Genomic DNA, 26,798 nt, shown 5'->3' on the forward strand with positions numbered 1-26,798 from the left:
ATTTTCTGAATTTTTTATATTTCTAAGTCTTTTTATATATTGTAACAAATACTTACATTAATTTCACTTAAATATTTACAAAAACTTCCCACTAATTAAAATTAATGGGAAGCAATTATTTTTGTTTTATTATTTTTAATTATCTAAAACCAAATAAATTTTTTATCCTCCGAGATAAGCTTTTTTGACATCGTCGGATTCCAAAAGTTCGCCTGCGTTTCCGCTCATGACAACTTCTCCGGTTTCAAGGATATATGCTCTGTTTGAAATCGAAAGAGCCATATTTGCATTTTGTTCAACAAGGAAGATAGTTGTACCTTCTTCGTTTATTTGCTTAATAAGCTTAAATATATCCTGTACGATAACAGGAGCAAGCCCCATCGAAGGTTCATCCAAAAGTAAGAACTTAGGCTTAGACATCAAAGCTCTCGAAATGGCAAGCATTTGCTGTTCCCCGCCGCTTAAAGTTCCTGCCAACTGACTTTTTCTTTCTTTAAGTCTCGGGAACTTATTATATATATCAAGTATATCTTCTTTGATACCATCTTTATCATTTCTCAGGTAAGCACCCATTTCAAGATTTTCAAGAACTGTCATGTCCGAAAATATCCTTCTTCCTTCGGGAACATGAGAAATACCCATTTTTACTATATCCGTCGCCTTTGTATTTTCAATAGGCTTATCCATAAATTCGATAGTGCCGCTTGATTTCGGAACAAGTCCTGAAATAGTTCTGAGAGTGGAGGTCTTTCCTGCACCGTTTGAACCTATTAGGGTAACTATTTCACCCTCGTTTACTTGTAAAGAAACATTTTTTAGGGCATGAATAGCACCATAATGCACATTTAAATCTTTTATTTCAAAGAACATATTACGCTTCCTCCCCTAAATAAGCTTTGATAACTCTATCATTATTTTTGATTTCCTCAGGTGTACCTTCGGCAATTATCGTACCGAAGTCCAAAACATATATCCTTTCGCAGATTTCCATTACGAATTTCATATCATGTTCGATAAGGATAACCGTAAGCTCATATTTTTTTCTTAAATCTTCAATCAAAACTCTTAGCTCTTCGGTTTCGCTTGGGTTCATACCTGCGGCAGGTTCGTCAAGAAATATAACGCTTGCTCCGGTGGCAACCGCTCTTGCGATTTCAAGCTTTCTTTGTTCTCCGTAAGGAAGATTATCCGCAAGCTCATCTCTTTTATCTGCAAGCCCCACAAAATCCAGTATAGCCATTGCATTTTCATAGAATATTTTTTCGCATTCCCTGTAAGCCTTTGTTCTGAATATTGCGGAAAACACATTATACTTAACTCTTTTGTGCATAGCTATCCTTAAATTATCAAGAACAGATAAATCTCTGAAAAGCCTGATATTCTGGAAAGTCCTGCTTATACCGAAACTGCTAGTTATATAAGGTTTAAGCCCGTTTATTAATATGCTGTCTCCCGTTTTATCGTTTTTAAGTTCGATTTTACCGCTTGTCGGAACATAAACTCCGGTCAAAAGATTGAATATGGTAGTCTTTCCTGCCCCGTTAGGTCCGATAAGACCTATCAATTCACCTTTTTCAACATTTATATTTACATGAGAAACAGCTTTTAAGCCGCCAAAGCTTTTACTTAAGTCTTCTATTTTTAATATCGCCATAAACTATTCCTCCGCTTTCCTGCTATTTAATTTCTTTTTCATATTTTCAATGGAAAACATTTCTCTTAATTTTACAAAGAAAGGAGTTTCTCCCGATTTAATAAGCATTATTGCAATAAGAAGTAATGAATAAAGTATCATTCTAAGCTCTGCAAAATCCTGAAGTGCGAATGAAACTATATTCAAAATAAATGCCGCAATTATGGTTCCGTTGATATTTCCGAGTCCGCCCAATACAACTATCATCAAAATATCGATAGATTTCATAAATCCGAAGTTTTTAGGCTGGATTACACCTACGTAACCTGAGTATAAAGCACCTGCAACACCAGCAAAGAACGTACCTATTATAAATGCAAGTATCTTTGCCTTTGTGACATTTACACCCATAGATTCTGAAGCTATCTCATCTTCTCTAACCGAAATACAAGCCCTTCCGAATGAGGATTTAAGCACATTCGTTATTACAAAGTAGCATATGACCATACATATAAAACAAAATTCAAACGAAGAATAAAGAGGTATCGAAGAAAGACCCGCTGCTCCTCCGAGAATTGTCTGATCTACATTTTGTATTACTATTTTTATTATTTCGCCAAGACCCAAGGTTGCAATTGCAAGGTAGTCTCCCCTAAGTCTAAGGGTTGGAATACCAATTAGGAAACCTAAGAAACCCGATAATATACCGCCTAAGATCACCGCTAAGATAATCATTACGGGAGAAGATGATATCCTAAGCGTCATCAAAGCACTTGTATATGCACCTATAGCCATAAATCCCGCATGCCCTAAAGAAAATTGTCCGGTAATACCGGTAATCAGGTTAAGACCGAGACCAAGGATTATATCTATACAAAGTTTAAGTACAACAGTTTCATAGAACGGAGAAATTATACCTACGACTATTAAAAGCTTTATTATTACATAAGCGGCAATAAAGATTAACAATGTCGGTAAATTATCACTGAGTCCCGATATTTTACTTTCATCTTTTTTACTTAAAAAAATCAAAAAATTTCATTATACTGCCTCCTATACCTTTTCTTTCCTATTTTTACCTAGTAAACCGGAAGGTTTTACTATAAGGATTATAATCAGTATCGCAAAGGCAACCGCATCTTTATATGCACTCGACAAGTATCCGCTGACCAAAGTTTCAATAAGTCCGAGAGATACTCCGCCGACTATCGCACCCGGGATACTCCCTATCCCGCCGAATACAGCGGCAATGAACGCTTTTAACCCCGGCGTCATACCTGATAAAGGATTTATGGTAAACATAGCCCCGTACATAACTCCCGCAACGGCTGCTAATGCAGAACCGATAAGGAAAGTAAATGAAATAGCTTTATCTACACTGACACCCATTAACTGAGCCGCATCCGGATCCGAAGAAACGGCTCTCATAGATTTACCTATCTTTGTCTTGCTTATCAAGAATTGAAGAGCCACCATTAAAACAAGTGTGATCAATGTAACCATTAATTTATCACTTGAAATAGATAATCCGCCCAAACTTATATAACCAAGCCCGAAAAATCCTGAAGGATATGTTTTTACATCAGGACCGACGAAATACATCATTGCATACTCAAGCAAGAAACTGACACCTATTGCCGTAATCAAAAGAGTGATCCTAGGTGCATTTCTAAGAGGTCTGTAAGCAACTTTTTCTATTACCACGCCAAGCAGTGCACAAACGACCATAGCTATCAAAGTAGCGGGAATAAATCCAATCCCCAAAGTATATGCACAGAAAAATCCTATGTATCCTCCGACCATTAATATATCACCGTGGGCGAAGTTGATTAAATTGATAATTCCGTATACCATGGTATAACCGAGCGCTATCAAAGCATAAATGCTCCCGATGGATATACCATTAATGATTTGCTGAATAAATTGTTCCAAATTTTATACCCCCATTGTTTATTTAAAGATATTGTAAAACCATATAATATATCGTTTTAATTATAGCCTTAAACTATAGTAAAGTGGTAAGTATCACCTACCACTTTACTTAAAATTTATTTAGTTAAATAATAAATTTCAAAATATTAAATTATAGTTTAGTATTGAATGTTGCCACACCGTCTTTGAATTCAAGTACAACTGTTTCTTTTACAGGGTTATGTTGTTTATCGATTGATAATGTACCCGTAACAGCTTTGAAATCTTTTGTAGCTGCTAAAGCTTCAGCAACTTTTTGAGGTTCGGCGCTTCCGGCTCTCTTGATAGCATCACATGCAAATTTAGCTGCATCGTAACCCAATGTTTCAAAAGCACCAGGGTTTTCATCGTTGTTTGCTGATTTATATGCTTTAACGAAGTTTTGAACTACATCTGATTTATCATCGGCAGCATAGTGGTTTGTAAAATATACATCTTTTAGAGCATCTTTACCTGCTGTTTCAAGCATTGAAGGAGAGTCGTATCCGTCAGCACCTAAGATAGGAAGATCTATACCAAGATCTCTTGCTTGTTTGATGATCAATGAACATTCTGTGTAGTAACCAGGTAGGTATATAACATCTGCTTTTTTATCTTTGATCTTTGTAAGAACAGGAGCAAAGTCTTTATCTTGAGCTGTAAATGTTTCTGTTGAAACTACTTTTCCGCCGTCCTTTTTAAATTTAGCTTCAAATGCTTTTGCAAGACCATTTGAATAGTCATTTGAATTATCAGCTAATACGATAGCAGATTTAGCGTCTAATTTTTTAGCAGCGAATTCTGCCATTTTGCTTCCTTGAAGTGTATCTGTGTAGCAAAGTCTGTAGATATAATCCTGAACGGAACCATCTTCTTTTACTGTGATATCATCAGAAGTACCTGAACAAGTTATAGCAGGAACCTTATATTGATTTGCAGCTGAAATAGTAGCTTTGAATGCACCTGATGTAGCAGGTCCTATCATAACACTTACGCCTTCTTTTGAAGCAAGTTTTGTAGCGGCACTCATAGCTTCGTTGTTATCCGATTTATTATCGATTTTAACTACTTCAACTTGTTTGCCGTTTACTCCGCCGTCTTTATTGATTTCAGCAACTGCCATTTCGATACCCTTTGTACAAGCTTGTCCGTAAGTAGCTACGTCTCCTGAAAGTTCGTAGTTGGCACCGATTTTGATAGTGTCGCCCTTACTTTCAGAATCACTGCCGCCACAGGCGGTAAAACCAACAAGCATCATAGATGCAAGAACTAAAGCTGCTGCTTTTTTCATAGTTTTTTTCATTTTCATTACCCCTTATTTTAATATAATTTTTCCTATATTTTCCCATCTTATCTTTCAAAGAAAATACTAATAATTGTTATTATATTACCCTTACAATTTTCTTTTGTCAAGTCAAAATGATACAATTTTCAGAAAATTAAAAAAATATTATATATTAAGTATTTTTATTACGAATTATGCTATAATTATCCCTAAGTTTTTGTAGGAGGATATGATATTTTGAATTATAAAGAAGCAATAGAATATATACACATGACAAATAAATTCGGCTCCGTTTTGGGGCTTGATAATATATTGAATTTACTGGATAGGCTAGGTAACCCGCAAAAGGATCTAAAAGTCATCCATATAGCAGGAACCAACGGTAAAGGTTCCATTTCCACTATGCTTAACGGAGTACTTACACAGGCGGGATATAACGTGGGACTTTATACCTCCCCTTTCCTTGAAAAGTTCAACGAAAGAATAAAAACAAATAACATGGATATACCAGATGAAGACATTGCATATTATCTAACCGAAGTAAAAGAGAAAATAAACGAAATGATATCCGAAGGGCTTAATCACCCTACGGAATTCGAAATCATAACCGCAATGGCACTTTATTATTTTAAAGAAAAGAATGTGGATATCGTCATTTTGGAAGTGGGGCTTGGAGGAAGGCTGGACGCTACGAATGTAATTGATGATCCGATTTTGGAGATCATAGCTTCTATAAGCTTTGACCATACCGAATATCTGGGAAATACTTTAAAACAAATAGCTTATGAAAAAGGCGGCATAATAAAAGAAAACAGCAAGGTTATTTTATACCCCTCTCATAAAGAAGCTTTGGACGAGCTTATCAGGATATCAAAAGAAAAAAATACCTCATATATCATAGGAAATAAAAGAGATATAGAATTGATCAAAACTGATATTGACGGAAGTGAGCTTTATTACAAAAAGGAAAATGAATTCGGTCTTGAGAAATTCAGATTATCCCTTCTTGGAGAAAATCAAATATATAATGTACTTACCGTCATAAAAGCACTTGAAACACTAAAAAAAGATGGTTATAAAATAAATAAATGTAATATTGAAAAAGCCTTGACAAATATACATTTTAATGGAAGATTTGAAATATTTAATAAAAAACCTTATATCATACTCGATGGAGGACACAACAAAGAAGGTATTGAAAGCTTTGTAAAAAATATAAAATTATATTTTAAAGATAAAAAAATAACTCTATTTTTCGGAATGCTGGCTGATAAAGATATCGACAGTGCATTAAAAAAGCTTATACCGCTATCTAAAAAGATTTATACACTGACTCCGAATAACAACAGAGCATATACAAGCAAAGATATGTATGAAAAAATAAAAAAAGTCGATAATCATATTGAAGCAACTTATTTGGATGAAAGTGACGAAATAGCGGGCATAATTGATAAAAACAGCGATGAAATATATGCTTTTGTAGGGTCACTCTATTTAATCGGAGAAGTCAGAACAAAGCTAAAAAATCTTATAAATTAAATTTAAAATAAAACATTAAAATCTATTGACTTTTATATATAGCAAGATTATAATTAAGCAACAAAATAATTAAGTAACTTAACTATTTGTTGCTTTTTTTTTTAAAGAGAGGAATGATCAAATGAAAGAAGATAATGAAACATTAAAAAAAGAACTAAAAGAATTTGTTTATTATCTGCATTCCATTAATAAAATTTTTACTCCTAAAATGGACTGTCATCTTGTTTTACCCAAATCAGAATTTTTTCTGCTTACTATTCTCTTAAGAGAAAAGAAAGAAAACAAAGTTGATGAAATTTATCCTTCAAAAATAAGCGATAAAAGCAGACTTTCAAGACCCGCAATAACTCAGACTCTGAACAGTCTTGAAAAAAAAGGGTATATCATAAGGGTACTTGAAGAAAATGACAGAAGGAAATTTAAAGTCAGTATTACAGAGGAAGGTATACAGATTTTAAACGAAGCATTTGAGGACAAATTTACTCAATTAATGGAAATAGCCAATAAACTTGGAGAAGAAAAAATAAAACAACTTTTGGACATCTTCAAGGAAATAGTGGAAATTTACAAAAATTAAATCAGAGAAAGGAAAAGACATAATATGATAAAATTAAGAAAATACTTAAAACCATTTATTTTCTCGATCATATTTACCATATGTTTCTTACTTGTTCAGGCAAACTGTGAATTATCACTTCCCGATTACATGTCAAAGATAGTAAACTATGGTATACAAAACGGAGGGATAGAAAACAATATCCCAAACGTAATAAGAGAAGACGAATATGAAAAAGTAAAATTCTTCTTGGATGAAAAAGACCAGAAAGACTTAGATAAACTTTACACAAAAGTAACTAAGAAAAGTTCTGATTACAATGAATACAAAGAAGATTATCCAGTCCTAAAAAAAGAAAATGTATATGTTTTAAAGGATAACGCCGATAAGGATTTAATAGAAAAACTTGATGCCGCAGTGGGCAAAAGTGAAATAATAGTAAGTTCTATTGATAATCCTGAAAAGATAAAAGACCAAAACTTATTCAGCTTGGATACCGACGGTGATAAAATGAAACAAATGCAGGGTATGACATCAGCTAAACCGGATGCTTTTACAATGATAAAGAGCATGCCCGAAAAGAGTTTGAACGAATTCAAGGATAAGATTTATACAAGCCTTGATAAGATACCTGAAACGAGCATAAGCCAAGTTGCGGGAACTTTTATAAAAACCGAATATAAAGCTGTCGGTTTAAACCTTGAAAATGTTCAGTCCTCATATATATTCAATATAGGAGCTAAAATGCTTCTTATAGCTTTATTATCAGCGGTATGTGCGATATGCGTCGGCTTCCTTGCTTCAAGAGCAGGTGCCGGAGTTGCAAAATCACTTAGAAAAGATGTATTCGGAAAAGTAGAAAGCTTTTCAAATGCGGAATTTAATAAATTTGCTGTTTCGTCTTTAATTACAAGGACGACGAATGACATCAACCAAGTGCAAATGCTCGTAACTATGGGAATGAGAATGATTTGTTTTGCACCTATCATGGGAGCCATAGCAATATTCAAAGCACTTGAGTTCAGTGCTTCCATGAGCTGGATAATATTACTTGCGGTCATCCTTATTTTAGGATTTATGATGATAGCTTTTTCAGTAGTTTTGCCAAGATTTAAAATAGTTCAAAAACTAACGGATAAGCTAAACTTGGTCGCAAGGGAAAACCTATCGGGATTAATGGTTATAAGAGCCTTCGGAACTGAGGATTTTGAAGAAGAAAGATTTGATGAAACAAACAAAAGCCTTACCAAAACCAATTTATTTGTAAACAGATTTATGATGTTCCTATTTCCTTTCATGATGATAGTTATGAACCTCGTTCAATTATTAATAGTATGGGTAGGAGCAAATCAAATAGAAGCAAGCGCACTCCAAGTCGGAGATATGATGGCATTCATACAATATGCAATGCAAATAATCATGTCATTCTTGATGATTTCCATGATGTTTATAATGGTTCCGAGAGCAAGTGTATCCGCAAACAGAATCAACGAAGTATTGGAAACGGAAGTGGAACTAAAAGACCCTAAAGAAGAAAAAGATTTTGATGAATATAAAAAAGGCGTTGTAGAGTTCAATGATGTATCTTTCGCTTATCCGGGTGCTAGCGAATATGTCCTTCATCATATAAACTTTACCGCTAACAAAGGTGAGACGACTGCAATCGTAGGTTCTACGGGAAGCGGTAAATCCACACTGATACAGTTGATACCGAGACTTTTTGAAGCAAGCAAAGGTGAGATACTGATAGACGGAGTAAATGTAAAAGATATAAATCAAGAACATTTAAGAAACAAAATCGGATATATCCCTCAGCAGGGTATATTATTCAAAGGTACGATAAAGTCTAACCTCCAATACGGTAAACAGGATGCAACCGAAGAAGAAATGAAGAGAGCATGCGATATTGCGCAGGCAAGTGAATTCATCAATGAAAAACCTGACGGATTTGAAACAGAGATATCTTCAGGAGGCACGAATGTTTCGGGAGGACAAAGACAAAGACTGTCAATTGCAAGAGCTATTATAAAAAATGCCGAAATATATATATTTGACGACAGTTTTTCCGCCCTTGACTTTAAGACGGATAAAAATCTTCGTTCAGCATTAAATAAGGAATTATCTGATGCTACCATGATTATAGTAGCGCAGAGGATCAGTACAATAATACACGCAGAAAAAATCATTGTACTGGACGAAGGCGAAATTGCAGGAATAGGAACACATAAAGAGCTTATGGAAAACTGTGATGTATACAAAGAAATAGCCTTATCTCAATTATCAGAAGAGGAGGTTAGAGACAATGAGTAATGAAAACAGACCCAGAAGAGGTCCTATGGGCAGAGGTCCCGCTATGATGAGAGGCGGAGAAAAAGCCAAAGACTTCAAAGGAACAATAAAAACTCTTCTCAAATATTTAGGTTCAAAGAAACTCAGTATATTTATAGTATTTATATTTGCGGTCGTATCTACGGTATTCAGTATCGTCGGACCTAAGATCTTAGGTAAAGCAACGACTAAGATATTTGAAGGCGTTATGGGTAAGATCGCAGGAACAGCAACGGGAATCGACTTTACTTATATAGGAAAGATCCTTATCACATTAGTGATACTGTATTTAATATCCGCACTTTTCTCATATTTACAAAGTTTTATTATGACAGGAGTTACCACGGATTTAACTTACAGACTAAGAAAAGATATTTCCCATAAAATAAATAAACTTCCGCTTAAGTATTATGATAAGCAAACGCATGGTGAAGTATTATCAAGGATAACAAACGATATAGATACCATAAACCAAAACTTAAATCAGGGCTTAACGCAAATAATCACCAGTATAACTACTGTAATAGGTATATTATACATGATGGCAACCATAGATTTAACGATGACATTGGTAGCTATACTGATAATACCGGTATCAATAATATGTATCATGATAGTCGTTCATTTTTCACAAAGGTATTTCAGAAGTCAACAGGAATATTTGGGACATGTAAACGGGCATATTGAAGAAATGTATTCCGGACATATAATCGTTAAAGCTTTCAACAGAGAAAATAAATCTATTGAAGAATTCAACGAATACAATGAAACATTATATAATTCTGCTTGGAAATCTCAATTCCTATCGGGAATGATGCAGCCTATAATGAACTTTATAAGCAACCTTGGATATGTAGTTATATGTATCATAGGAGGTTACAGAGCAACAAGAGGACAGGTAACGGTCGGTGATATACAAGCATTCATACAATATGTAAGAAACTTTACACAGCCGATAACTCAGCTGGCAAACGTATCAAATATCTTACAGCAAACTGCTGCATCAGCAGAAAGAGTTTTCGAATTCTTGGATGAAGAAGATGAAAAAGAAACAACAGACGATCCTGTTACGGTAGATGTAGATAAAGTTAAAGGTTCTGTAGAATTTGAAGATGTATGTTTCGGTTATGAAAAAGATAAACCTATAATCAAACATTTTTCTTCTAAAATCGAACCGGGACAAAAAATAGCAATAGTCGGTCCTACGGGAGCGGGTAAAACTACCATAGTAAAACTTCTTATGAGATTTTATGATATAAACAGCGGTAAGATCAAAATCGATGGAATAGACATAAATGATTATAAACGTAGAGATTTACGACAAATGTTTGGTATGGTTTTACAGGATACATGGCTATATAATGATACCGTAATGAACAATATCAGATACGGCAACCTAAATGCCACAGATGAAGAAGTTGAACAGGCAGCAATTGCGGCACATGTGGATCACTTTATCAAGACGAATGTAGACGGATATCAAATGATATTAAATGAAGAATCGAGCAATATCTCAAGCGGTCAGAAACAGCTTTTAACTATTGCAAGAGCACTTCTTGCAGATCCTAAGATATTGATTTTGGATGAAGCAACAAGTTCCGTTGATACAAGAACTGAAAAATTAATCGTAAAAGCTATGGATACATTAGTACAGGGCAGAACAAGTTTTATTATAGCTCATAGATTATCTACCATTAAAGATGCAGATTTGATCCTAGTTATGAAAGACGGTAACATTGTAGAACAAGGAACACACGATTCACTTATTGAAGAAAATGGTTTCTATGCAAATCTATATAATTCTCAGTTTGAAGAATAATAAAAAGGACCTCATTTGAGGGTGCAAGTAAGGGATTTTTATCCTTTAAAAAATTCGGCATAGTTTCGGAGAAATCCAGCTATGCCGTTTTTCCTTTGTTTGCAGGCATTTCAACTGCTTCAATGCATTTATAGACGATTTGGATTCTTTGTTGCCTGCGACCATTTACTTTTTCTGCTTTTAATACGATTATACTATCAACGAACTCTCGTATAATCTATGCATTCAATTCTGTGATTTCTGCATATTTCTTTACTAATGATAAGAATTACTGTGCATTGAAACTTTCTTCCTTAGCCCTTGATAGGAAGAATTTCAGTTCAATGCTCCTTTCCGAAAGCTACTTCTGTTCACTTTCGTAAGTAGCAGTCATTTTCATAAATCGTTCATCACTGATTTTCCCATTAATGTTATAATCATAAAGCCTTTGAATGATGATATCCAGCTTTGTGATACGAGCCTGTGACTGTTCATATTCTTTCTTGCTTTCACGAAGGTCACGGTCTAATTCTCGTGCTTTGGACTTGGTAACCATCTGTAAGAATTCATCTTCATGTTCTCTAGCAAAGCTGTAAATCATCTAGCAGAAGTTCCTCAATAACTACATTGCGTATCTGATGGGATGTACAGATGTGCTTTCCTTTCTTACGATAGGTGGCACATACCATATGTTTCTTATCATGTTTCCAACCCTTAGACCTTACTTGATATAGTTTGGCTCCGCAGTCTGCACAATAAACCATTCCAGATAGAATAGGCATTTCTCCCATTGGAGTTCTGCGTCTTCTGGAATCACGGATTTTCTGAACTACATCAAATACTTCCTTATCAATGATAGCTTCCTGTGTACCCTCAAATATCTGCCATTCAGAAGGGTTATTCTTAATTTGCTTCTTCAGCTTATAGGACTTTCTGTAGGTTTTGAAATTTACAGTATTTCCAATGTATTCTTGTTTTTCAAGAATATGTACTATGTAGAATCCTTCCAATCATATGGATCATCTGAATCCTTTCTGGCTGCAAGGGGTAATCCTTTTGTCTTAGCGTAATCGACTGGTGTCAATACCTGACGTTCCCTTAAAATATTGTCTATCTGTGTTGGTCCATTCCCTTGCATGCAAAGATGGAATATTTCCTTTACGACTTCTGCATCAGGTTCATCAATAATCCAATGATTCTTATCATCAGGGGCTTTCATATATCCATATGGTTAATTGGTACATAATGGATTTCCTGATTCGCCCTTAGCTTTAAACACTGCTCGGATTTTCTTGCTTGTATCCTTGGCATAAAATTCATTGAAAATGTTGATGAATGGTGTGAGGTCACTTTCCTGCTGATTATTACTGTCAACACCATTATTAATTGCAATAAATCTAACTTCTGCTTCCGGGAAGGCTATCTCGGTATAGTAACCAACCTTAAGGTAGTCTCGCCCAAGAGGTAGTCTCTCCCAAGACGGCTCATGTCCTTTACAATGATTGTTCCAATAAGATCTGCGTCCATTTTTGCAATCATACGTTTAAAGTCCGATCTATCGAAGATAGTACCACTCACACCATCGTCAACCAAAAATTTTGTGTTAAGGAATCCATTATCATCAGCGTACTTCTGTAATATTAACTTTTGAGATGCGATTTGTCAAGGGTGTTTTCATCTAAAATACGGTGGTTACATCCCTCGGGCAACCACTACAAACCGCCCATTTTTTGTGTGATAGCTGCAGGTTGATAAGGTCAAAAGAGAATCTCCATGTTTTGCATTGATTCCGGTATCATACAGAGCGGCCTCTTGTACCTGCTCCATATATTCTGTAAAAATATCAGGATCACACAAATCCGTATATTGATAGAATCGGAAGACATTGCTGGCATCTTGTGAATACACCTCTGAATAGAAAGCGGCTATGACTTCATATTCGCCACTGTCAGAAAGCGTATCAAATCGGATTGATGGATGCTGCCCCCCAAAATCGCGGTCGGCATAGGCGAGGAGCGTGGCAAACATGGAGCCGTTTTTCATGTTATGGCCATAAATGAGATAGTTCCCACAGCCCTCATAGCAGGAGGCCGACAGAAAGGGAACTCCACTTTGCGAATCCTCACCGTTAAAGTCCCGGCGCAGATAATATTCCTCATCCTTTGGCGTGTGCATCACTGGGTAATTCAGCTCGGTTCCTTCTATGGAAATCCAACCAAAGAAGTCCGGGTTTTGCTCTTTCAAAGCTGCGTAAGGGGAGGAGGCAGCGTCAGTTTCCGAAGGCTCCTGCGGCTGTACCGGATCAGAAGCCGCGGAGGGCTGCTTTATCGTTTCTTCTAGCCGTTCAAAGTTATCCTGCTCTCGGTGAGCCAGCGATATGATCCCATAGACCATATATGCGGAGACGAAGAACAAGACACTGAACACAAGGAGCAATATAGAACGCAGTTTGTTTTTTCTTTTCATGGCGCTTCCCTTTCACAAGAAAAGCGGCGAGACAGGTGTCTTTCATACCCCGCCTCGCCGCCATCTTCACTTTTTCTTACTGTATTTTCCTCTATATTTGCGTTTACTACTCAGCAATGTAATCATTGCACCCATGCCAGAAATTCCTAAAAGTACCAGCCACAATGCCAGATTTGTCTCATCCCCTGTTTGAGGGGTATTATCGTTCGACTTATCCGGCTTGCTCGAGGTTGTTGGATCGGTCGGCCTCGTTGGATCAGTCGGCTCGGTCGGCTTCGTCGGATTCGTTGGATCGGTCGGATTCGTTGGATTGAGGTCTTTCTTCCACTGAGCCGTCAGCTTCAGATCCGCATCCAGAATGATCACATTATCTCCTGGCTGATGGGTTTCTGTCCCGTCGTACCAGCCGTCAAAGGTATAACCATTCCGGGTTGGTGCCGCCTTGACCGTAATCGTCTCACCTGGCTTCACGTTCTCCTCATCGTAGGTCTCGCCGTCGACAGCTTTTCCGCCATTCAGTTCATAGGTCACGGTATAGGTGGTCTGATAGTCCGGCGTTCCGTCGCCATTGCTGTCAATCGCCCACACGGCGTAGAGGGTCACATCCGCCGTTATGATCCGATACGTCGCTCCGGTAATCAGGAATTTCTCCACATCCTCCTGTTTATCCTGAGCCGTGAGTGCGGCATCATGCTTTGTCACACTCCATCCCACAAAGATTTCATTAGGATTTCTTGTAAATCCCTTCTCCTCTGTCAATTCGACCTCGGTGTTCTTTGCAATGCCCGATACCTTCGCCGGTGCAGCTTCGTTGCCGCCATTGAGGTCATAGGTGAGGGTATAGGTCTCCAGCACATCGGCTGTTCCGTTGTCATTCTCATCATAACCCCATGCGGCGTAAACCGTCTTGTTGGCACTGCCGAAGGTGACCTCGGTGACCATTACCGGTGCTGTGTCCGCGCGGCTGAAAATTGAATTCGTCTGCGCTTCAGTCCAGCCGACAAAGACAACCTTCTTGCCGTCCACATTGTCGTGGGTAGGTATATCTTCGCTTAGCTCTGCCTTGTCTCCAGGGATATAAATGTGGTTATCCGTAGGTACAGTGCTGACAGTACCGCCCTGCTGGGCATTGTTATTGTAGGTCAGCGTATACTCTTCCAGATAGTCCGCCGTTTTATTCCCGTTTCTGTCAGCCGCCCAGACAGCATAAACATTGGTGTTGCCGTCTGTGTCGGCGTTTCTGCCGTCAACCTTCGCCTTTTCCATCGTTACTTCTGTCACAATACTGTTCGCCAATCCGTCATAATCCGCCTTGGTTTTGATCACTTTGTCCAGAATCGGCGATGTGCTCCAGCCGATGAAGATGTGGGCGTTGCCTGTGGTTTTATCGGTGAAGGTAAAGGTATGGGAGGTTACCTCGCCGCTGGCAGCAGATGCCGGTTGATCATGGCTCAAGCTCTTGCCGGAAACCGTACCGCTGGTGGAGAGCTGCGCCGTTGCGCCTACCACATGGTGGTGGGGGCAGAGAATGTCCGTATAGTCGCCGTTGTTGCCGTGGTAACGGACATGGACGGCATCATCATTGTAATCCGGGTTGCCGTTGCCGTTGCCGTCCACCGCGTAGACGGCATAAAGCGTAACATTTTGGGCGGGCATGATGTGCTCATCATGCGAGATAATCTTGTCGATGTCCGCCTGCGCCGCGTCTTCCGGAAGCGCCTTCTCGATCTGCGTTTTACTCCAGCCGACAAAAATCGTCTTTTCGCCCTTTTTCAGATTTCCCGTGCCGGTATAATCCGGGCTGACCTTCTCTCCCTGAATATACCAGGTGGTCGCCGGAGCCGCTGCCCCGCTGCCTCCGTTGAGGTCATAGGTGAGGGAATAGAGCTGTTTTACTTCCGCTTTAACGGTCACGTCACTGGAAATTGCTACTTCCTTGAGTTGGTCGGCGGTATATGTGTTGGCTCCGACCGTCCAGTTTCCGGTGAAGCGATAGCCTTTATCGGCGTTGACTGTTGGGATCACGTCCCCCAGTTTGTCCCCGTGCCACACCTTGGTTGTAGTTCCGCCCTGCCCATTTGGCACGCTGAACGTCACCGTATGAGGCTGCTGGAAGCCGATCAGAAGGGATCCTGCATCCTCGATGTCATTGGGCTTCTTGTTCATATCCAGAACAACGCTGGCCGTGGCGGTGTTCTCTCCCGCATCCAACGAGAACTTTCCTCCGCTTTCCGGCAGGGAGAATTTCAGCGGATTTTTGCCGTTGGCGTCGGTGCTGCCCGGGTTGGTGACAGTCACATGGTAGGTGTCCGCCCGGCGGCCTGTGAATTTAAATTTTCCATCTGAGGCAGTTGTCTTATGCGCAGCATCCCCCTCCGTACAGTTTTCATTGCCGTTGCTATGGTTCGCTTCTACCGTAACACTGCCTGTGTAAAGTTCATCCGTGCCTTTGTCATATGTGCCGTTAAAGTTTTTATCGATAAAAAACTCACCGCCAATGATGCCCGTCTGGAACTCCACCTGAATGCGGGGCAGAGGGTTGTGACCCTGATTCAGCGTATTGCCCACGGAGTAGGGAGATACCCCACATGGTCCGAAGTTGATCTCACTGCCCACCAAATCCGCGTTCTCATCAAACATCGGCTCCAAACGCATGTTGACTTTCAGTTCGGCGTTTTTTGGGATTGAATCAATACCAGGTTTCGCCGCAATGCGGATCATTTTGACTTTTTTCCACCTCGCAGCCTTTTCTTCATCGGTAGCACACCCATCTAACAACTCTTTCTCTGTCTTGTAGTTAGCCGTATTGGTGTAATGCTTCTCTTCACCCGCCTGCGCATTGGAATCGATCTCCGTGGCGTAGGTGACCAGGATGTGCTCCGCAGAGGTTCCCTGAAGCTCCGGCGCACGGGTCAGACTCATATCAAATTCAAATGCCTGCTCCTGCATATGGCTATCCCACAAGTCGTCTTTCTCAGGCACCGGAATAAAGTAATAGAAGGCATGGGCGTCCTCCTCGGAAAACTCCCGCCCGGTTTCATTCTTCAGGGTGAACAGCATGTCCACCACGTGATTTGCGTCCTTCAGATAGACCGTGTTCTTGTCAACCTCAAAGTTGGAATACTTCGCCGTATCGAACTCAGCCGTAGAACCCTTTTCCGTTATTCTTGCGCCGAAAGTGAAGGTCAAGCCAAGCCTTGCCGCCACTACAGATAGCTTAGTACCCTTTGCGTTGACATTGAAGGTGCTGTACCGCACCCCCTCATCCATAACCTGATATTGTGCCAAGGTACCATTGTTTGATGTTGAGGTCAGTGATGCGCTCTTGAACCGTACGCAGTCTCTCATATCGAGGGTCATAGCGTCGGCATCCTTGGCGATCTCCATATCAAAGGAAATCCCAACCTGATACTGCCCCAGTTCCGGGCCGAACCAGCCGACTTTTACGGGGTTATCTTTGTCCGTGAATGTAATCTTGTACAGCTTGTAACCGGTTGCGGTGGTGTCGTCCGCCGCAGCTGCGGCAGAAGTCACTTCCCCAAACTTGTATGCGGTGTCGGGTATTTCTGTTCTTGTGGGACCCCGTACCGTCTCCGTGACCGCATCGAGCAGGAATACCTTATCCGCCTTCCTTCCAACCTCTTGGTACAGCTTGAGGTTTGTGACCGTGATTTTTTCCGGCAGACGGATATAGATTTCCTGATCCGTTGTAATATTGTTGGAGGAATAGGGATAAGCGGAGGAGCTGAGCAGACCATTGAAGGTAATGGTGTCTCCCGCTGTTGCGGAGGTCTTGCTCAGGACAGGCACTCGCTCCAAAGTTCCTTCTTTATACGCTTGCTCCATGGCCAGAGGGATCTCGCCCCTTGTGTTTGTGACCTTTACGGTATAGTTGCCCGATTTGGCCGTGCTATCATCTGAACCGGTATCGTACATTTTCATGGAAGCAAAGTTGGAATACGTAGCCTCGTCTGCGGTCAGCAGCTTGCCGAAGGTGGTGGCGTATCCCGATGTGGGATCCTGGTCACGAGAGGACACATAGCCCACGTAATCCTTCTCATAGCTGCCTACGTTGGCCTTGATCTTGGTGAAATACTCGCCCTCGACAAGGTTTGCCATATTAGCGGTAAAGGTGACAAAGCCGCCGCTGCTGGTGAGGGGGCCGCTATACTTTTGCTCGCTTGGGTTCTTTGTCGTCGTATACCAGACTTCCACAGTATTGCCCGTGGTTGCAGGAATCTTCTGGGCGGTGACGCCGATTTTATCATTGTTTGCGTAGGTGAATTCCACCGTCTTTGCAGCGCTCTTATCGCCGCCCTGGTTGACCACATGGAACTGTCCCAGATAATAGATAATATCGGAATCGCCTGCGTAATTATTATAGATTGGCTGATTGTTGGCTTTTCCCGTCACACTCATGCTCTCTCCTGCTTGGACCGTGAAGCTGAATGTCGTGCAGTCACCATTATAGAGATACCATGCACTGTCATCCTGCCAGGTGATCGTTCCGCCCACTGCGGAGGCAACGCTGGTAGTGGGCGTCTTCCCCTCGTAGCATCCGGGGGCTGTCTTACCGGTGTTGAGAATCGAATCGCTGCCCCACTTGACGGCATTTGTAGTTGTGACGTCACAATCAGACGTCCACTTAAAGTAGGGCGTAAAGTAGTCCTGGCCATACTCCAGATACAAGTTTTCCCATGTCAGTGTGACGGTATGATCGATATCGTTTTGCGTCTTCTTGAAGTTAAAGCCGTCCTTATAGCCGCCGTCCGCATCCTTGTGATTTTCCGGATCCAGCAGGTTGGGCCTGGTGGACTGTCCCGCAGGGTCATAGGTGACATGGTCGAATTCCGCATAAATATTGCTGCCATTTTTTGTGTAGTATGGCAGGGCAATGGTGATCTCCAGCTTCTTAAAGAACTGGGGCATATCGATGTAGTCCTTGTCCGGGTTTATCCAGATTTGCCGCAGGGCAAAGGGCTGGCTCGCCGCCGTGGGCACGCCGGTCTTCACACCAACCCGGGACAGTCTGGGACCGGTCTGGATGGCTCTGTCGTCACCAGGCGTATCATTGTATTTGCCCGTAATCTTAGGAGTTACGGAGATTGTCTGATATGTTTGATCGTCTGTGTAGACTTCGATTTTGAACGAAGAATCCTCAAGTTTCTGCTCCGACCTTCTGTTCCACAGGGTGGTGTCCGGAGCCAGAACGATATTAAAGCTGTTCTTTTCCGCCGTATTTTTGAGGGAATAGGTGATGGTGCCATTAGTAGGACAGTATCCGCCGTAGTTATTCTTACTATGCAGCTCGTCAATGCTTTCAGGCGTTACGCTCTCCGCCATACCGCCCCGCTCAGGAATCGGATATTCCACCACGGTCAGCCCATCCGGCACGGTGATCTTCACCTTTTTGTTCGCCAGATTCAACTTGCTTTCCACCTCAATGTGCAGGGTAAACTGCTTGGAAAAGTCAATGGAGAAGGAACCTCCATCTGACAAAGCCTGATTGTTCACTCCCTCCGCCCGGATCTCGGCGGTGGCAATCTTCATTCCGTCGACAGCGCTATCGCCATCTTCCAGCGTCTGAACATTCAGGGTCTCCACAAACGCTAAAAGCTTGTCGATCTTGTCTGCGTCGATCTGGGTCTGTTCTTCCCTCGCCATGCGTTCGTATGCCTGTTTGGCGGCAATGGCCTGCTCTGAAAGGCTAAGCATACCTTCTTCGTCCAACTCCTCTGTCTTCTCCAGCAGAGCAAGGACGGCGTCGATCTGCTCTTCCACGGGACAGATGGGGCAGATAAAGCTGCACACGGGGTTCCCCTCTGTATAGCCGCATGTCTCATCATGCTCCATATGGTGTTTGCACATTTCTGCTCCGACTGTTTCCGGCTGTTCTTCAATATTGGGCAAGGTATCCGTTTCCTCCTGCCCATCCACATTGGATGACTCTAACAGCCCCTCCGTGGCATCAGCACCCGGAGAGACACTCTCCGCACTCTGTCTTTCTTCTTCAATGAGCGGCTCATCCCGCATAAGTTCCTCGGCCGCCGATACTTCCATCATATTTGCGCTGAGCAGCACAACACAAAGTGCCACACTGACAGCTCTGCACCAAAAATAAGGCCTGTGTTTATGTGATTTCATTGATATAATCCTCACTCTCCCTATAAATACAAACTATCTCACGATAAAAGAGACCAAAAGCTAAAAAATGAATGTTGTGTTTTGCATTAGAGCTATAATCAAAAGGTGTACCTTTTGACAATAGCCCTCCGACAGAATTCCTGCACTTCAGGGGCAAGAAAAACTCCTCTGATACACACTCAAAATCCTCAAATGCTCTTGAATTTCAGGCTGTTTTGTTGTATGATTTGAAAATGAGAAAGGTTGTCAAAAAGTACACCCTTTGACAGCTTTATTACTGTTATCCTTTCATTTTCTCGCCTTTGAGAAGCCTGTATTCCCGCAATCTGCGGTAAAACGTAGCTTCGCTCATATTGCATTGATTAAGGACTTCTTCAAAAGGAAGTCTTTTTTGTTCCCAGGCGTGGACGATTTTTCCAAAATCTTCTGGAACTTCCTTTTCAGGTCTGCCGAATTTCACCCCTCTTGCTTTTGCTGCGGCGATTCCCTCAGCCTGCCGTTTCTTAATGTTTTCACGCTCATTCTGCGCTACAAAGGATAGGATTTGCAGCACAAGATCAGCAATAAAAGTTCCCATCAGGTCTTTACCGTTTCGAGTATCCAAAAGCGGCATATCCAACACACAAATATCGATACCGATTTCCTTCGTGAGAATACGCCATTGTTTCTGAATTTCCTCATAATTACGTCCCAGTCGGTCAATGCTTAAAATATACAGCAAATCCCCGGCTTTTAACTTTTTTACCAGCTTCTTATAATTGGGACGGTCAAAATCCTTGCCGGACTGCTTGTCCATGAAAATATTTTTCGCAGGCACCTCTGTCTCCCGCAGGGCAATCATCTGCCGTTCTTCATTCTGATCAGTGCTGGATACCCTTACATATCCGTAAATATTCATATCTTTGTTTCCTCCATTTTTCAAAATCATTATAAAAAGAAAAACAGGAACGGCGTTTTACCGTTCCTGTTCGGGATGTTTGGGCTTTCTCTTCGTTTGGTGTTGTTTTTGTTCTCTCTGCTTTGCTCGCAATCGTTCCGTCAAAGACCGCTCATCAGCACTCTCATTCAGCAGATTTGCTATACTACGCTTGCTGTCATACATACGGAGTATATCATATTTATCTCCGTAGGCTTCCTGTACTCTCTGTGTTGCTCGGCGTTCCTGTTCGGAGCGAATAGTCAGCCGTGCATCGTGAAGTTCTATCGGGTCAAACTCTGCCGCCTGTTCTTGCAGCTCGGCATACTGCTTTAAGGCGCTGTCAAGCTCGGTAGCGTACTTGGTTTCGCTGGCTTCCAGCTTTTTCAGACCGTCCTCAAAAGTGCGGATTTCCCTTCGGAGCATATCGGCAGTAGCGTTCTCAGGGTATTGAAGCCGACGGAGCAGCATTGCCTTTTCTGTCCGCAGTTCTTCCAAATCCTCAGTCAGCTCTGCTATGCGGCTGGAAAGTTCCCTGTGTTTTAGCACATGAATGACAGGCATAGCTTTTTTCTCAGTCAACAGCGTTTTGTGCTCTTTGGATTTCGCCTTGATTTTATCCGCAAGGGCGGTGTACTCCGCCATATCCTCCCGATACATTTTCAAGGATTTGTTGATTGCCTGCTTGCCGCTTCCGATGTGCAATAGCTGATACTTGAAAATAATCATATTCCCACGCAGCTTTTCCATTGCATCTGCGATGGCGGGTACTGTGTTCTTAACTGCCTGCATCAGCTTTTTGACCGCCGCTTTCAGTTCACGCAGCAGAGCATTGTCAGCCTTGATTTGACGGTTGAGTTCACATCTGTCAGAAACAATGCCTTTCCGCTCCAAAGCACGGGCAACCACACCTTCGTGAATCGTTGGCTGTTCGTCCAAACCTCGCTCGGCGTGGCTTCGGTGGTCGATGCATTCATCGTGACCGTATCGCTCCAAATAGCGGTTGGTCACATCAGCCCATGCCTTACGCCACGCCACAAGCTGTTCCTCACTGTTCCAACGTTCGGAGATAGGATTTTGCCTGCCGAACTTGGTGCTTTTGGGATATTTGTTGACACGCTCATATCCATGCTTCTCAGCTTCGGAGGGTGTCATATACACTTTTTTCCTGCCTACCTTGTACTGATATTGTTTCTCCCATCCGTCCGTCTGCGCCGCCTTGAACTCGGCGGCGGTAAAGCCCCGTTCCTCACCATTCTTTATGCAAAGATATTCTTTCTCAGTCTTGTATTGCCATCTGCCGTTTTCGTCCAATGGGCGCACGGTCAGCATGATGTGGGCATGGGGATTATGACCGGGCGGGTCAGGATCGTGAATGGCCACATCCGCACACATTCCGTCTGCAACAAAGCTGGCTTGAATAAAATCGGATAGAAGCTCCTGCCATTGTTCTTTCGTCAACTCCACAGGCAGAGTCGGAACAAACTCACGGGCAAGTCGGCTGTCCTTGGTTTTCTCATTTTCTTCAACAGCGTTCCATAAAACGGCCCTGTCCTGCCATTCCTGCAGTGCGTACTCCGGCAGGAACACCTCCCGCCAGACAAGCCCTTTCTTTCGAGTGTAATCGTGCCGTACTCCATCGTAGTCATTTAAAATGTTGGAGCAGCTCAGATATGCAGAAGCTGCAACAGCGGATCGTCCTGCACCTCGGCTGATAACCTTTGCTTCCAAGTGATAAATAGCCATTCGTTTTCATCGTCCTTTCATTTTTATTTTTTCTGTTTCTCTTTTTAAAGAGAAAATGGGTGTGTCGTGTTATTCGGCACACCCATAACTGAGATAAATCTGCCAGTGGCAGGTTTTCGCAGGCAGACGGCGGGATGGGGCGGCAATATGCCGCCACATCGTTTTGCTGACAGAGCAAAATAAAGAGCCGTCTGCACAGGCGATGTTCGCTTGCGACATTGCCTGCCCCCTCTGGAGAAGTGTCCGGCGGACGCTTCGGGAAGAGCGCACGGTCCGACCATCGGGAAGGATACCACCGCCTGCTTTACAGGTGGTGAGTAAGTGCGCCCTTCGGGATAAAAGAAACGGGACGCTCGATTGCCCGAACGCCCCTCGTCGTAAGTTTATCGTCTTAGTCCGCATAGAAAGTCCTCCAATTCGTCAAGATTTAAGGAAACAACGCTCGGAAAGACCTTTTCCAGTATCGCTCCCTCCTGGATCAGCCGTCGTGTCCGAGCTTTTCGCTCTTTCTGCCGGTCACGCATTTCGGTTTCCTCCAATCGGTGCTTGGCTTGCAGTAATTTCTTCTCGTCTGTAGTCATAGAAAATCCTCTTGTTGGTAGTAAAAATAGGGTTATTTGATAGCAGCGTGATACCAAATGTCCGTTTGTTTGGTATTACGCTTTTTCCGAAAATCGTTGTAGTAGCAAAAATGCCCCCGTTTGGTATCGCAGTAATACCAAACGAGGGCAAAAGTAATATCAGAAGCTGTCAGCGAAGTCCAATGCCGCCGAAATATTCTCGTCATCCTCGGCAGACAGAGCTTCAACGGCGGCAGGCGGCATGACGGTCAGCATACCGACGGGTGCAAACCGCAAGCCCTGTTCAATGGCTTCTGTCACACGCCGAAGAAAAGCATCCTCTTTTTCACGGGTTTCCAGATACGGGTCATTTTCAAGCCGTTCCTGCCGTTCAAAATAGTCGTTGATGGCAGTAACAATCGCCTTGCTGTACGAGCGATACTGCTTTTTGTTCATCTGCTGTAAATGCTCGTAGGCCCGGCGGTCATCTTCATCCGCAAGATTTAAGCGTAGTGTGGTCGTGTAGATCTGCTTCATACGATGCCGCCTTTTCTGCTCTGCTTCTGCCCAGCAAGCAGCTCATAGCCCTTTGCGGTAGCGCAAATATCATCGTTGATAATCACACGGTCTTTGTCATAGCTGCCGAAGTTTTTGAGAATACAGCTTCCGCCGCCTACCACATACAGGCGCATCAGTTCGGAATCGTATTCATGCTCACGCAATCTGCGGAAGATGCCCTCCGCATATTCGGTTGCGGTATCACGGATGGTGGTCAGATAACGCTGGCTGATGTCTGCTGTGCCGTGACGGATAACACGCTCAAGGACGGTTTCATCCACCGATACGCCAAACTGCTTCATCAGATTTTCACGCACGGCAAGCATACACTGATTGGTGCCGTATTTTTCGGTAAAGCACTTTTTCGCAAGAGGGCGGCACTCGTTGATATACATGACATTCATCGTGCCGTTGCCAATATCGCAGAGCATATTGATGCCCTTGAACTCACGGAGCTTTTCGGCAACAGGTAAGGAACAATATATACACTTCTTAGTCACAGTCCCTATTGACGTACAAGTCGCTTTCTCATAAATGATATTATTACTTGAATAATTATGAGATGTACATTTCTTAAACTCTACTTCTACGTTATAATCCACATTACCTAAGGTAAACTCATAAGGTTTTTCAAGGTGTACTCCGTTTACAGTTACTTTATATATGTTACCAACATCACTGTTTATATTTAATTTTACTTTACTTCCGACTTTTACCGATGCCGCTTCCTTTATTATATCACTTCCGCACCTTAATTCCACACTTCCGCCGTCATTATACTTTAGCGTCAAAGAAACATATTTATCACTCTGATCCTCCTTAGGATATATATGATCGGTTATTTCCACAACAGAATTATTATATATCTTAAAATCATCTGCCACACCCTTCAGTGCATTTTCACCTATACTCGTAACACCTCTCGGTATTGTAATGCTCTTCAAAGAACGGCATCCGCTGAAACAGCTTTCGCCTATAGTTTTCAGATTATCAGGAAGGCATATACTTTCAAGTTCCTTACATCCATCAAAAACGTAGTCTCCTATGGATGTTATATCATCCGACATCGTTATATTCCTTAAAGATACACACCCTGCAAAAGTATATTTTTCTATAGTGCTTATAGAGCAGGACAGATTTACATTTTCAAGAGAAGTACATTTGGAAAAAGCACTTTCACCTATCCTTTTTACCCCCTGAGGTATATTTACAGAGGTCAGCCCCCTACAATTAACAAAAGCATTTTCGCCTATTTCTTTTAAATTTTTATTGAATATTACTTCTTTTAAATTTGGCAGAGATGTAAATGTATATCTTGATATTTTCACAAGACTTTCATTCAACGTTATTTTTTCTATATCCAACCAGCAAAAAGAATATTCCCCGAGGCTTACAACCTTCTTACCATCTATCTCATCGGGAATGACCACTTCCTTCTCACTTCCCGTATAACTTTCTATTTCAATATTACCGTCCTGAAGTTCTTTATATGTATACTCTCCGTTCGATGCTTTTACCTTTGCACCTTGAAAAGATAATAATACTACCGCTGAAAATATAATACAAAATAGTCTTACAGATCTCTTCATCTCACACTTCCCCTTATTTCATACTACTTTAATATTCTACTATCCTACTAAATACTTCTTGTACGAATAATAGGGTTATTTATTTTTTTACTTCTTTTTTGTATCTTTTTTGACTCTTTTTTAACTTCTTTTCCACTCCTTTTTAACTTATTTTATCTGATTTTCTATTTCTTTTTAACTTATCTTTCACCTATTCTGCCTATTACCTTTTTTTACTTTTGACTTTTATTTCCCCGTTCCTTTCTTTTTTACAATAAAAAAAGTCCTTATTAAAGGACTTCTTATTATTCAAAATATTTTTTTAATAAATACTTTTCTATTATTTCAGCACTGTCATGAACACATCCGTCACAGCTTCTTATTGGAGGTCTGTCCATACCTACACTTTTTAATTCTCTGCATCTTACAGTGGTGTTCATTTCTTTAAACTTATCTGCTAATTCTTTTCCTAATGTTAGTGATTGGATTTTTGTTTTGGGTTCTTTTAAATTTTTATCGCTGTTTAAAAGTCCGGCTAACATGATCATACCACACACACTTCCGCAAGTTTCCTGCATTCTTGCAATACCCGTCCCAAATGCTTCAGACATAGCAAAGGCTGTTTCTTCATCTAGCCCGAGCAAATCACAATATGTACATACTACAGCTTGAGCACAATTATAACCGCTTTTAAATTTATTTACAGCAATATCGACTCTTGATTTTTCCATAAATTTTTACTCCTTTTCAATTACCCTTTTTTATATTCTATACCTATTTTATAAAATCTTCAAATATTTTATAATAATAATTTTTGTATTTGCTGTTTTTTCTCCAAATCAAATTAAAATCATGTTCTATTTTAAAGTCCTTGATATGTAATTTAACAAGTTCATTATTCTTAAGTTCCTTTTTGACAGCAGCTTCATACAAAAAAGTTATACCAATATTACTTTTTACTAATTCTTTTATTGTATTAATGTTATTAATCTCAATCGTATTACTAAAATCATTTATGCTTATACTTCTGTTTCCCAAATATTTTTCAATCAGTTCCCTGCTCCCCGAACCTTTTTCTCTTATTATAAGTCTTTGATTTAATAGATCCTCCAAAGATAAATTTTTACTATATAATTCACAATTTTTACCGCAAACTCCTATATAATTCTCAGCGGATACCTTTATATAATCAAATTCATTTTTTGGAAAATTTCCTTCTATAATCGCAAAATCAATATTCCCCATATTAATATAATTTAAAAGTTCATTTGTATTCGCTACGAGGATCTTCATATTTACATTGTAATTATCAGTTAAATATTTGATTATTTTATCCGGGATGAGATATTCACCTATAGTAAGAGTTGTTCCGAAGTTTAATTGTAAATTTTTATTATCAATCAAACATATTTCACTCCTTAACTTTAAATCATCATGTTTAAGAGTAGTTATATAATTTAAGAATATTTCCCCTTCTTTTGTTAACGATAGTTTTTTAGATTTATAGTTAAACAATTTGATATTATAACTGTTTTCCAAAAATTTAATATGCTGAGTCGCCGCAGGCTGAGTAATATTCAAACTTTTAGCTGCTTTTGTTATATTCATATATTTACAAACTTCCAAAAAAGTATCAATTCTAAAATCTAACATTTTACATAATTCTCCTTTGAATTATCATAACATATATTTATATATAAATAAATATTTATAATTTTAAATTATTTATAAATAATGGTAAAATATCAAAG

The 26,798-nt window shown here is 40.6% G+C and carries 24 protein-coding genes; 4 read left to right on the forward strand and 20 right to left on the reverse strand.

Translation table 11 applies throughout. The annotated features are described in order from the left end of the window. Positions 1–162: 162 nt before the first annotated feature. The 5 genes from ANASTE_RS04730 to ANASTE_RS04750 form a co-directional block, all read right to left on the reverse strand. On the reverse strand, positions 163–870 hold the full coding sequence (locus ANASTE_RS04730; RefSeq protein ID WP_007049824.1) for an ABC transporter ATP-binding protein: 708 nt from the start codon (positions 868–870) through the stop codon (positions 163–165). A gap of 1 nt (position 871) precedes the next feature. Further along, positions 872–1,654, reverse strand: coding sequence for an ABC transporter ATP-binding protein (locus tag ANASTE_RS04735; protein WP_007049825.1), 783 nt, complete (start codon positions 1,652–1,654; stop codon positions 872–874). Between the two features lie 3 nt (positions 1,655–1,657). Next, the gene (locus tag ANASTE_RS04740) at positions 1,658–2,665 is read right to left on the reverse strand and encodes a branched-chain amino acid ABC transporter permease (protein ID WP_007049826.1); all 1,008 of its coding nucleotides are present in this window, start codon (positions 2,663–2,665) and stop codon (positions 1,658–1,660) included. 21 nt (positions 2,666–2,686) lie between these two features. Further along, positions 2,687–3,565: a branched-chain amino acid ABC transporter permease gene (locus tag ANASTE_RS04745; protein WP_007049827.1), complete on the reverse strand. Its 879-nt coding sequence runs from the start codon at positions 3,563–3,565 to the stop codon at positions 2,687–2,689. 151 nt (positions 3,566–3,716) lie between these two features. Beyond that, on the reverse strand, positions 3,717–4,886 hold the full coding sequence (locus ANASTE_RS04750; RefSeq protein ID WP_039945134.1) for an ABC transporter substrate-binding protein: 1,170 nt from the start codon (positions 4,884–4,886) through the stop codon (positions 3,717–3,719). Positions 4,887–5,105: 219 nt separating this feature from the next. Here ANASTE_RS04750 and ANASTE_RS04755 point away from each other — a divergent pair, with 219 nt between their 5' ends. The 4 genes from ANASTE_RS04755 to ANASTE_RS04770 all read left to right on the forward strand — a co-directional run bounded on the left by ANASTE_RS04755 (position 5,106) and on the right by ANASTE_RS04770 (position 11,110). After that, positions 5,106–6,407 carry a bifunctional folylpolyglutamate synthase/dihydrofolate synthase gene (locus ANASTE_RS04755; protein ID WP_007049829.1) on the forward strand — a complete coding sequence of 434 codons (1,302 nt, stop codon included), beginning with the start codon at positions 5,106–5,108 and terminating at the stop codon, positions 6,405–6,407. Between the two features lie 121 nt (positions 6,408–6,528). Beyond that, positions 6,529–6,984 carry a MarR family winged helix-turn-helix transcriptional regulator gene (locus ANASTE_RS11335; RefSeq protein ID WP_007049830.1) on the forward strand — a complete coding sequence of 152 codons (456 nt, stop codon included), beginning with the start codon at positions 6,529–6,531 and terminating at the stop codon, positions 6,982–6,984. 24 nt (positions 6,985–7,008) lie between these two features. Further along, complete coding sequence (locus ANASTE_RS04765; protein ID WP_039945136.1) at positions 7,009–9,273, forward strand: ABC transporter ATP-binding protein; 2,265 nt, start codon at positions 7,009–7,011, stop codon at positions 9,271–9,273. Beyond that, positions 9,266–11,110, forward strand: a complete 1,845-nt coding sequence (locus tag ANASTE_RS04770) for an ABC transporter ATP-binding protein (RefSeq protein WP_007049832.1) — start codon at positions 9,266–9,268, stop codon at positions 11,108–11,110. Before ANASTE_RS04765 ends, ANASTE_RS04770 begins: the two co-directional genes overlap by 8 nt. A 79-nt stretch (positions 11,111–11,189) precedes the next feature. On the opposite strand, the gene ANASTE_RS12200 is transcribed toward ANASTE_RS04770, so the two are convergent. The 15 genes from ANASTE_RS12200 to ANASTE_RS04825 all read right to left on the reverse strand — a co-directional run bounded on the left by ANASTE_RS12200 (position 11,190) and on the right by ANASTE_RS04825 (position 26,700). Next, the gene (locus ANASTE_RS12200; RefSeq protein WP_341271233.1) at positions 11,190–11,327 is read right to left on the reverse strand and encodes a DUF4368 domain-containing protein; all 138 of its coding nucleotides are present in this window, start codon (positions 11,325–11,327) and stop codon (positions 11,190–11,192) included. A 123-nt stretch (positions 11,328–11,450) separates the two neighbouring features. Next, on the reverse strand, positions 11,451–11,690 hold the full coding sequence (locus ANASTE_RS12205; protein WP_007049835.1) for a hypothetical protein: 240 nt from the start codon (positions 11,688–11,690) through the stop codon (positions 11,451–11,453). Further along, on the reverse strand, positions 11,671–12,099 hold the full coding sequence (locus tag ANASTE_RS12210; RefSeq protein ID WP_007049836.1) for a recombinase family protein: 429 nt from the start codon (positions 12,097–12,099) through the stop codon (positions 11,671–11,673). The genes ANASTE_RS12205 and ANASTE_RS12210 overlap by 20 nt, the downstream gene beginning before the upstream one ends. Continuing rightward, entirely contained in the window at positions 12,081–12,308 is a 228-nt protein-coding gene (locus ANASTE_RS12215) for a hypothetical protein (protein ID WP_007049837.1), read from the reverse strand. Before ANASTE_RS12215 ends, ANASTE_RS12210 begins: the two co-directional genes overlap by 19 nt. Before the next feature lie 200 nt (positions 12,309–12,508). After that, a complete protein-coding gene (locus tag ANASTE_RS12220; protein WP_341271234.1) occupies positions 12,509–12,748 on the reverse strand; it encodes a recombinase family protein in 240 nt (79 codons plus the stop codon). A 33-nt stretch (positions 12,749–12,781) separates the two neighbouring features. Then, positions 12,782–13,555 carry a class B sortase gene (locus ANASTE_RS04785; RefSeq protein ID WP_039945138.1) on the reverse strand — a complete coding sequence of 258 codons (774 nt, stop codon included), beginning with the start codon at positions 13,553–13,555 and terminating at the stop codon, positions 12,782–12,784. Between the two features lie 66 nt (positions 13,556–13,621). Further along, positions 13,622–19,699: an InlB B-repeat-containing protein gene (locus ANASTE_RS04790; RefSeq protein WP_007049839.1), complete on the reverse strand. Its 6,078-nt coding sequence runs from the start codon at positions 19,697–19,699 to the stop codon at positions 13,622–13,624. A 280-nt stretch (positions 19,700–19,979) separates the two neighbouring features. Continuing rightward, complete coding sequence (locus tag ANASTE_RS04795) at positions 19,980–20,627, reverse strand: recombinase family protein (RefSeq protein ID WP_007049841.1); 648 nt, start codon at positions 20,625–20,627, stop codon at positions 19,980–19,982. 27 nt (positions 20,628–20,654) lie between these two features. Then, entirely contained in the window at positions 20,655–22,361 is a 1,707-nt protein-coding gene (gene mobQ, locus ANASTE_RS04800; protein WP_007049842.1) for a MobQ family relaxase, read from the reverse strand. A gap of 383 nt (positions 22,362–22,744) precedes the next feature. After that, entirely contained in the window at positions 22,745–22,942 is a 198-nt protein-coding gene (locus ANASTE_RS04805; protein ID WP_007049844.1) for a DUF3847 domain-containing protein, read from the reverse strand. Continuing rightward, complete coding sequence (locus tag ANASTE_RS12085; RefSeq protein ID WP_198004126.1) at positions 22,878–23,093, reverse strand: hypothetical protein; 216 nt, start codon at positions 23,091–23,093, stop codon at positions 22,878–22,880. Before ANASTE_RS12085 ends, ANASTE_RS04805 begins: the two co-directional genes overlap by 65 nt. An 8-nt stretch (positions 23,094–23,101) precedes the next feature. Beyond that, positions 23,102–23,458 (reverse strand): hypothetical protein, encoded by a 357-nt coding sequence (locus tag ANASTE_RS04810; protein ID WP_007049845.1) that lies wholly within the window; start codon positions 23,456–23,458, stop codon positions 23,102–23,104. Beyond that, positions 23,455–25,068, reverse strand: coding sequence for a leucine-rich repeat protein (locus ANASTE_RS11350; RefSeq protein ID WP_007049846.1), 1,614 nt, complete (start codon positions 25,066–25,068; stop codon positions 23,455–23,457). Before ANASTE_RS11350 ends, ANASTE_RS04810 begins: the two co-directional genes overlap by 4 nt. A gap of 284 nt (positions 25,069–25,352) precedes the next feature. After that, positions 25,353–25,778: a C-GCAxxG-C-C family protein gene (locus tag ANASTE_RS04820; RefSeq protein ID WP_007049847.1), complete on the reverse strand. Its 426-nt coding sequence runs from the start codon at positions 25,776–25,778 to the stop codon at positions 25,353–25,355. A gap of 43 nt (positions 25,779–25,821) precedes the next feature. Beyond that, positions 25,822–26,700 carry a LysR family transcriptional regulator gene (locus tag ANASTE_RS04825; protein WP_007049848.1) on the reverse strand — a complete coding sequence of 293 codons (879 nt, stop codon included), beginning with the start codon at positions 26,698–26,700 and terminating at the stop codon, positions 25,822–25,824. Positions 26,701–26,798: the final 98 nt, after the last annotated feature.

It is taken from the genome of Anaerofustis stercorihominis DSM 17244, assembly GCF_000154825.1.
Taxonomy (GTDB): domain Bacteria; phylum Bacillota; class Clostridia; order Eubacteriales; family Anaerofustaceae; genus Anaerofustis; species Anaerofustis stercorihominis.

What these genes read in the sequence shown, in the direction of transcription:
- ANASTE_RS04805 (WP_007049844.1), bottom strand. Translation starts at nt 22,942, where the DNA reads ATGACTACAGACGAGAAGAAATTACTGCAAGCCAAGCACCGATTGGAG.
- ANASTE_RS12215 (WP_007049837.1), bottom strand. Translation starts at nt 12,308, where the DNA reads ATGAAAGCCCCTGATGATAAGAATCATTGGATTATTGATGAACCTGAT.
- ANASTE_RS04810 (WP_007049845.1), bottom strand. Translation starts at nt 23,458, where the DNA reads ATGAAGCAGATCTACACGACCACACTACGCTTAAATCTTGCGGATGAA.
- ANASTE_RS04765 (WP_039945136.1), top strand. Translation starts at nt 7,009, where the DNA reads ATGATAAAATTAAGAAAATACTTAAAACCATTTATTTTCTCGATCATA.
- ANASTE_RS11350 (WP_007049846.1), bottom strand. Translation starts at nt 25,068, where the DNA reads ATGAAGAGATCTGTAAGACTATTTTGTATTATATTTTCAGCGGTAGTA.
- ANASTE_RS04790 (WP_007049839.1), bottom strand. Translation starts at nt 19,699, where the DNA reads ATGAAATCACATAAACACAGGCCTTATTTTTGGTGCAGAGCTGTCAGT.
- ANASTE_RS04735 (WP_007049825.1), bottom strand. Translation starts at nt 1,654, where the DNA reads ATGGCGATATTAAAAATAGAAGACTTAAGTAAAAGCTTTGGCGGCTTA.
- ANASTE_RS04785 (WP_039945138.1), bottom strand. Translation starts at nt 13,555, where the DNA reads ATGAAAAGAAAAAACAAACTGCGTTCTATATTGCTCCTTGTGTTCAGT.
- ANASTE_RS04825 (WP_007049848.1), bottom strand. Translation starts at nt 26,700, where the DNA reads ATGTTAGATTTTAGAATTGATACTTTTTTGGAAGTTTGTAAATATATG.
- ANASTE_RS04820 (WP_007049847.1), bottom strand. Translation starts at nt 25,778, where the DNA reads ATGGAAAAATCAAGAGTCGATATTGCTGTAAATAAATTTAAAAGCGGT.
- ANASTE_RS04795 (WP_007049841.1), bottom strand. Translation starts at nt 20,627, where the DNA reads ATGATTTTGAAAAATGGAGGAAACAAAGATATGAATATTTACGGATAT.
- ANASTE_RS04730 (WP_007049824.1), bottom strand. Translation starts at nt 870, where the DNA reads ATGTTCTTTGAAATAAAAGATTTAAATGTGCATTATGGTGCTATTCAT.
- ANASTE_RS04750 (WP_039945134.1), bottom strand. Translation starts at nt 4,886, where the DNA reads ATGAAAAAAACTATGAAAAAAGCAGCAGCTTTAGTTCTTGCATCTATG.
- ANASTE_RS11335 (WP_007049830.1), top strand. Translation starts at nt 6,529, where the DNA reads ATGAAAGAAGATAATGAAACATTAAAAAAAGAACTAAAAGAATTTGTT.
- ANASTE_RS04770 (WP_007049832.1), top strand. Translation starts at nt 9,266, where the DNA reads ATGAGTAATGAAAACAGACCCAGAAGAGGTCCTATGGGCAGAGGTCCC.
- ANASTE_RS12205 (WP_007049835.1), bottom strand. Translation starts at nt 11,690, where the DNA reads ATGATTTACAGCTTTGCTAGAGAACATGAAGATGAATTCTTACAGATG.
- mobQ (WP_007049842.1), bottom strand. Translation starts at nt 22,361, where the DNA reads ATGGCTATTTATCACTTGGAAGCAAAGGTTATCAGCCGAGGTGCAGGA.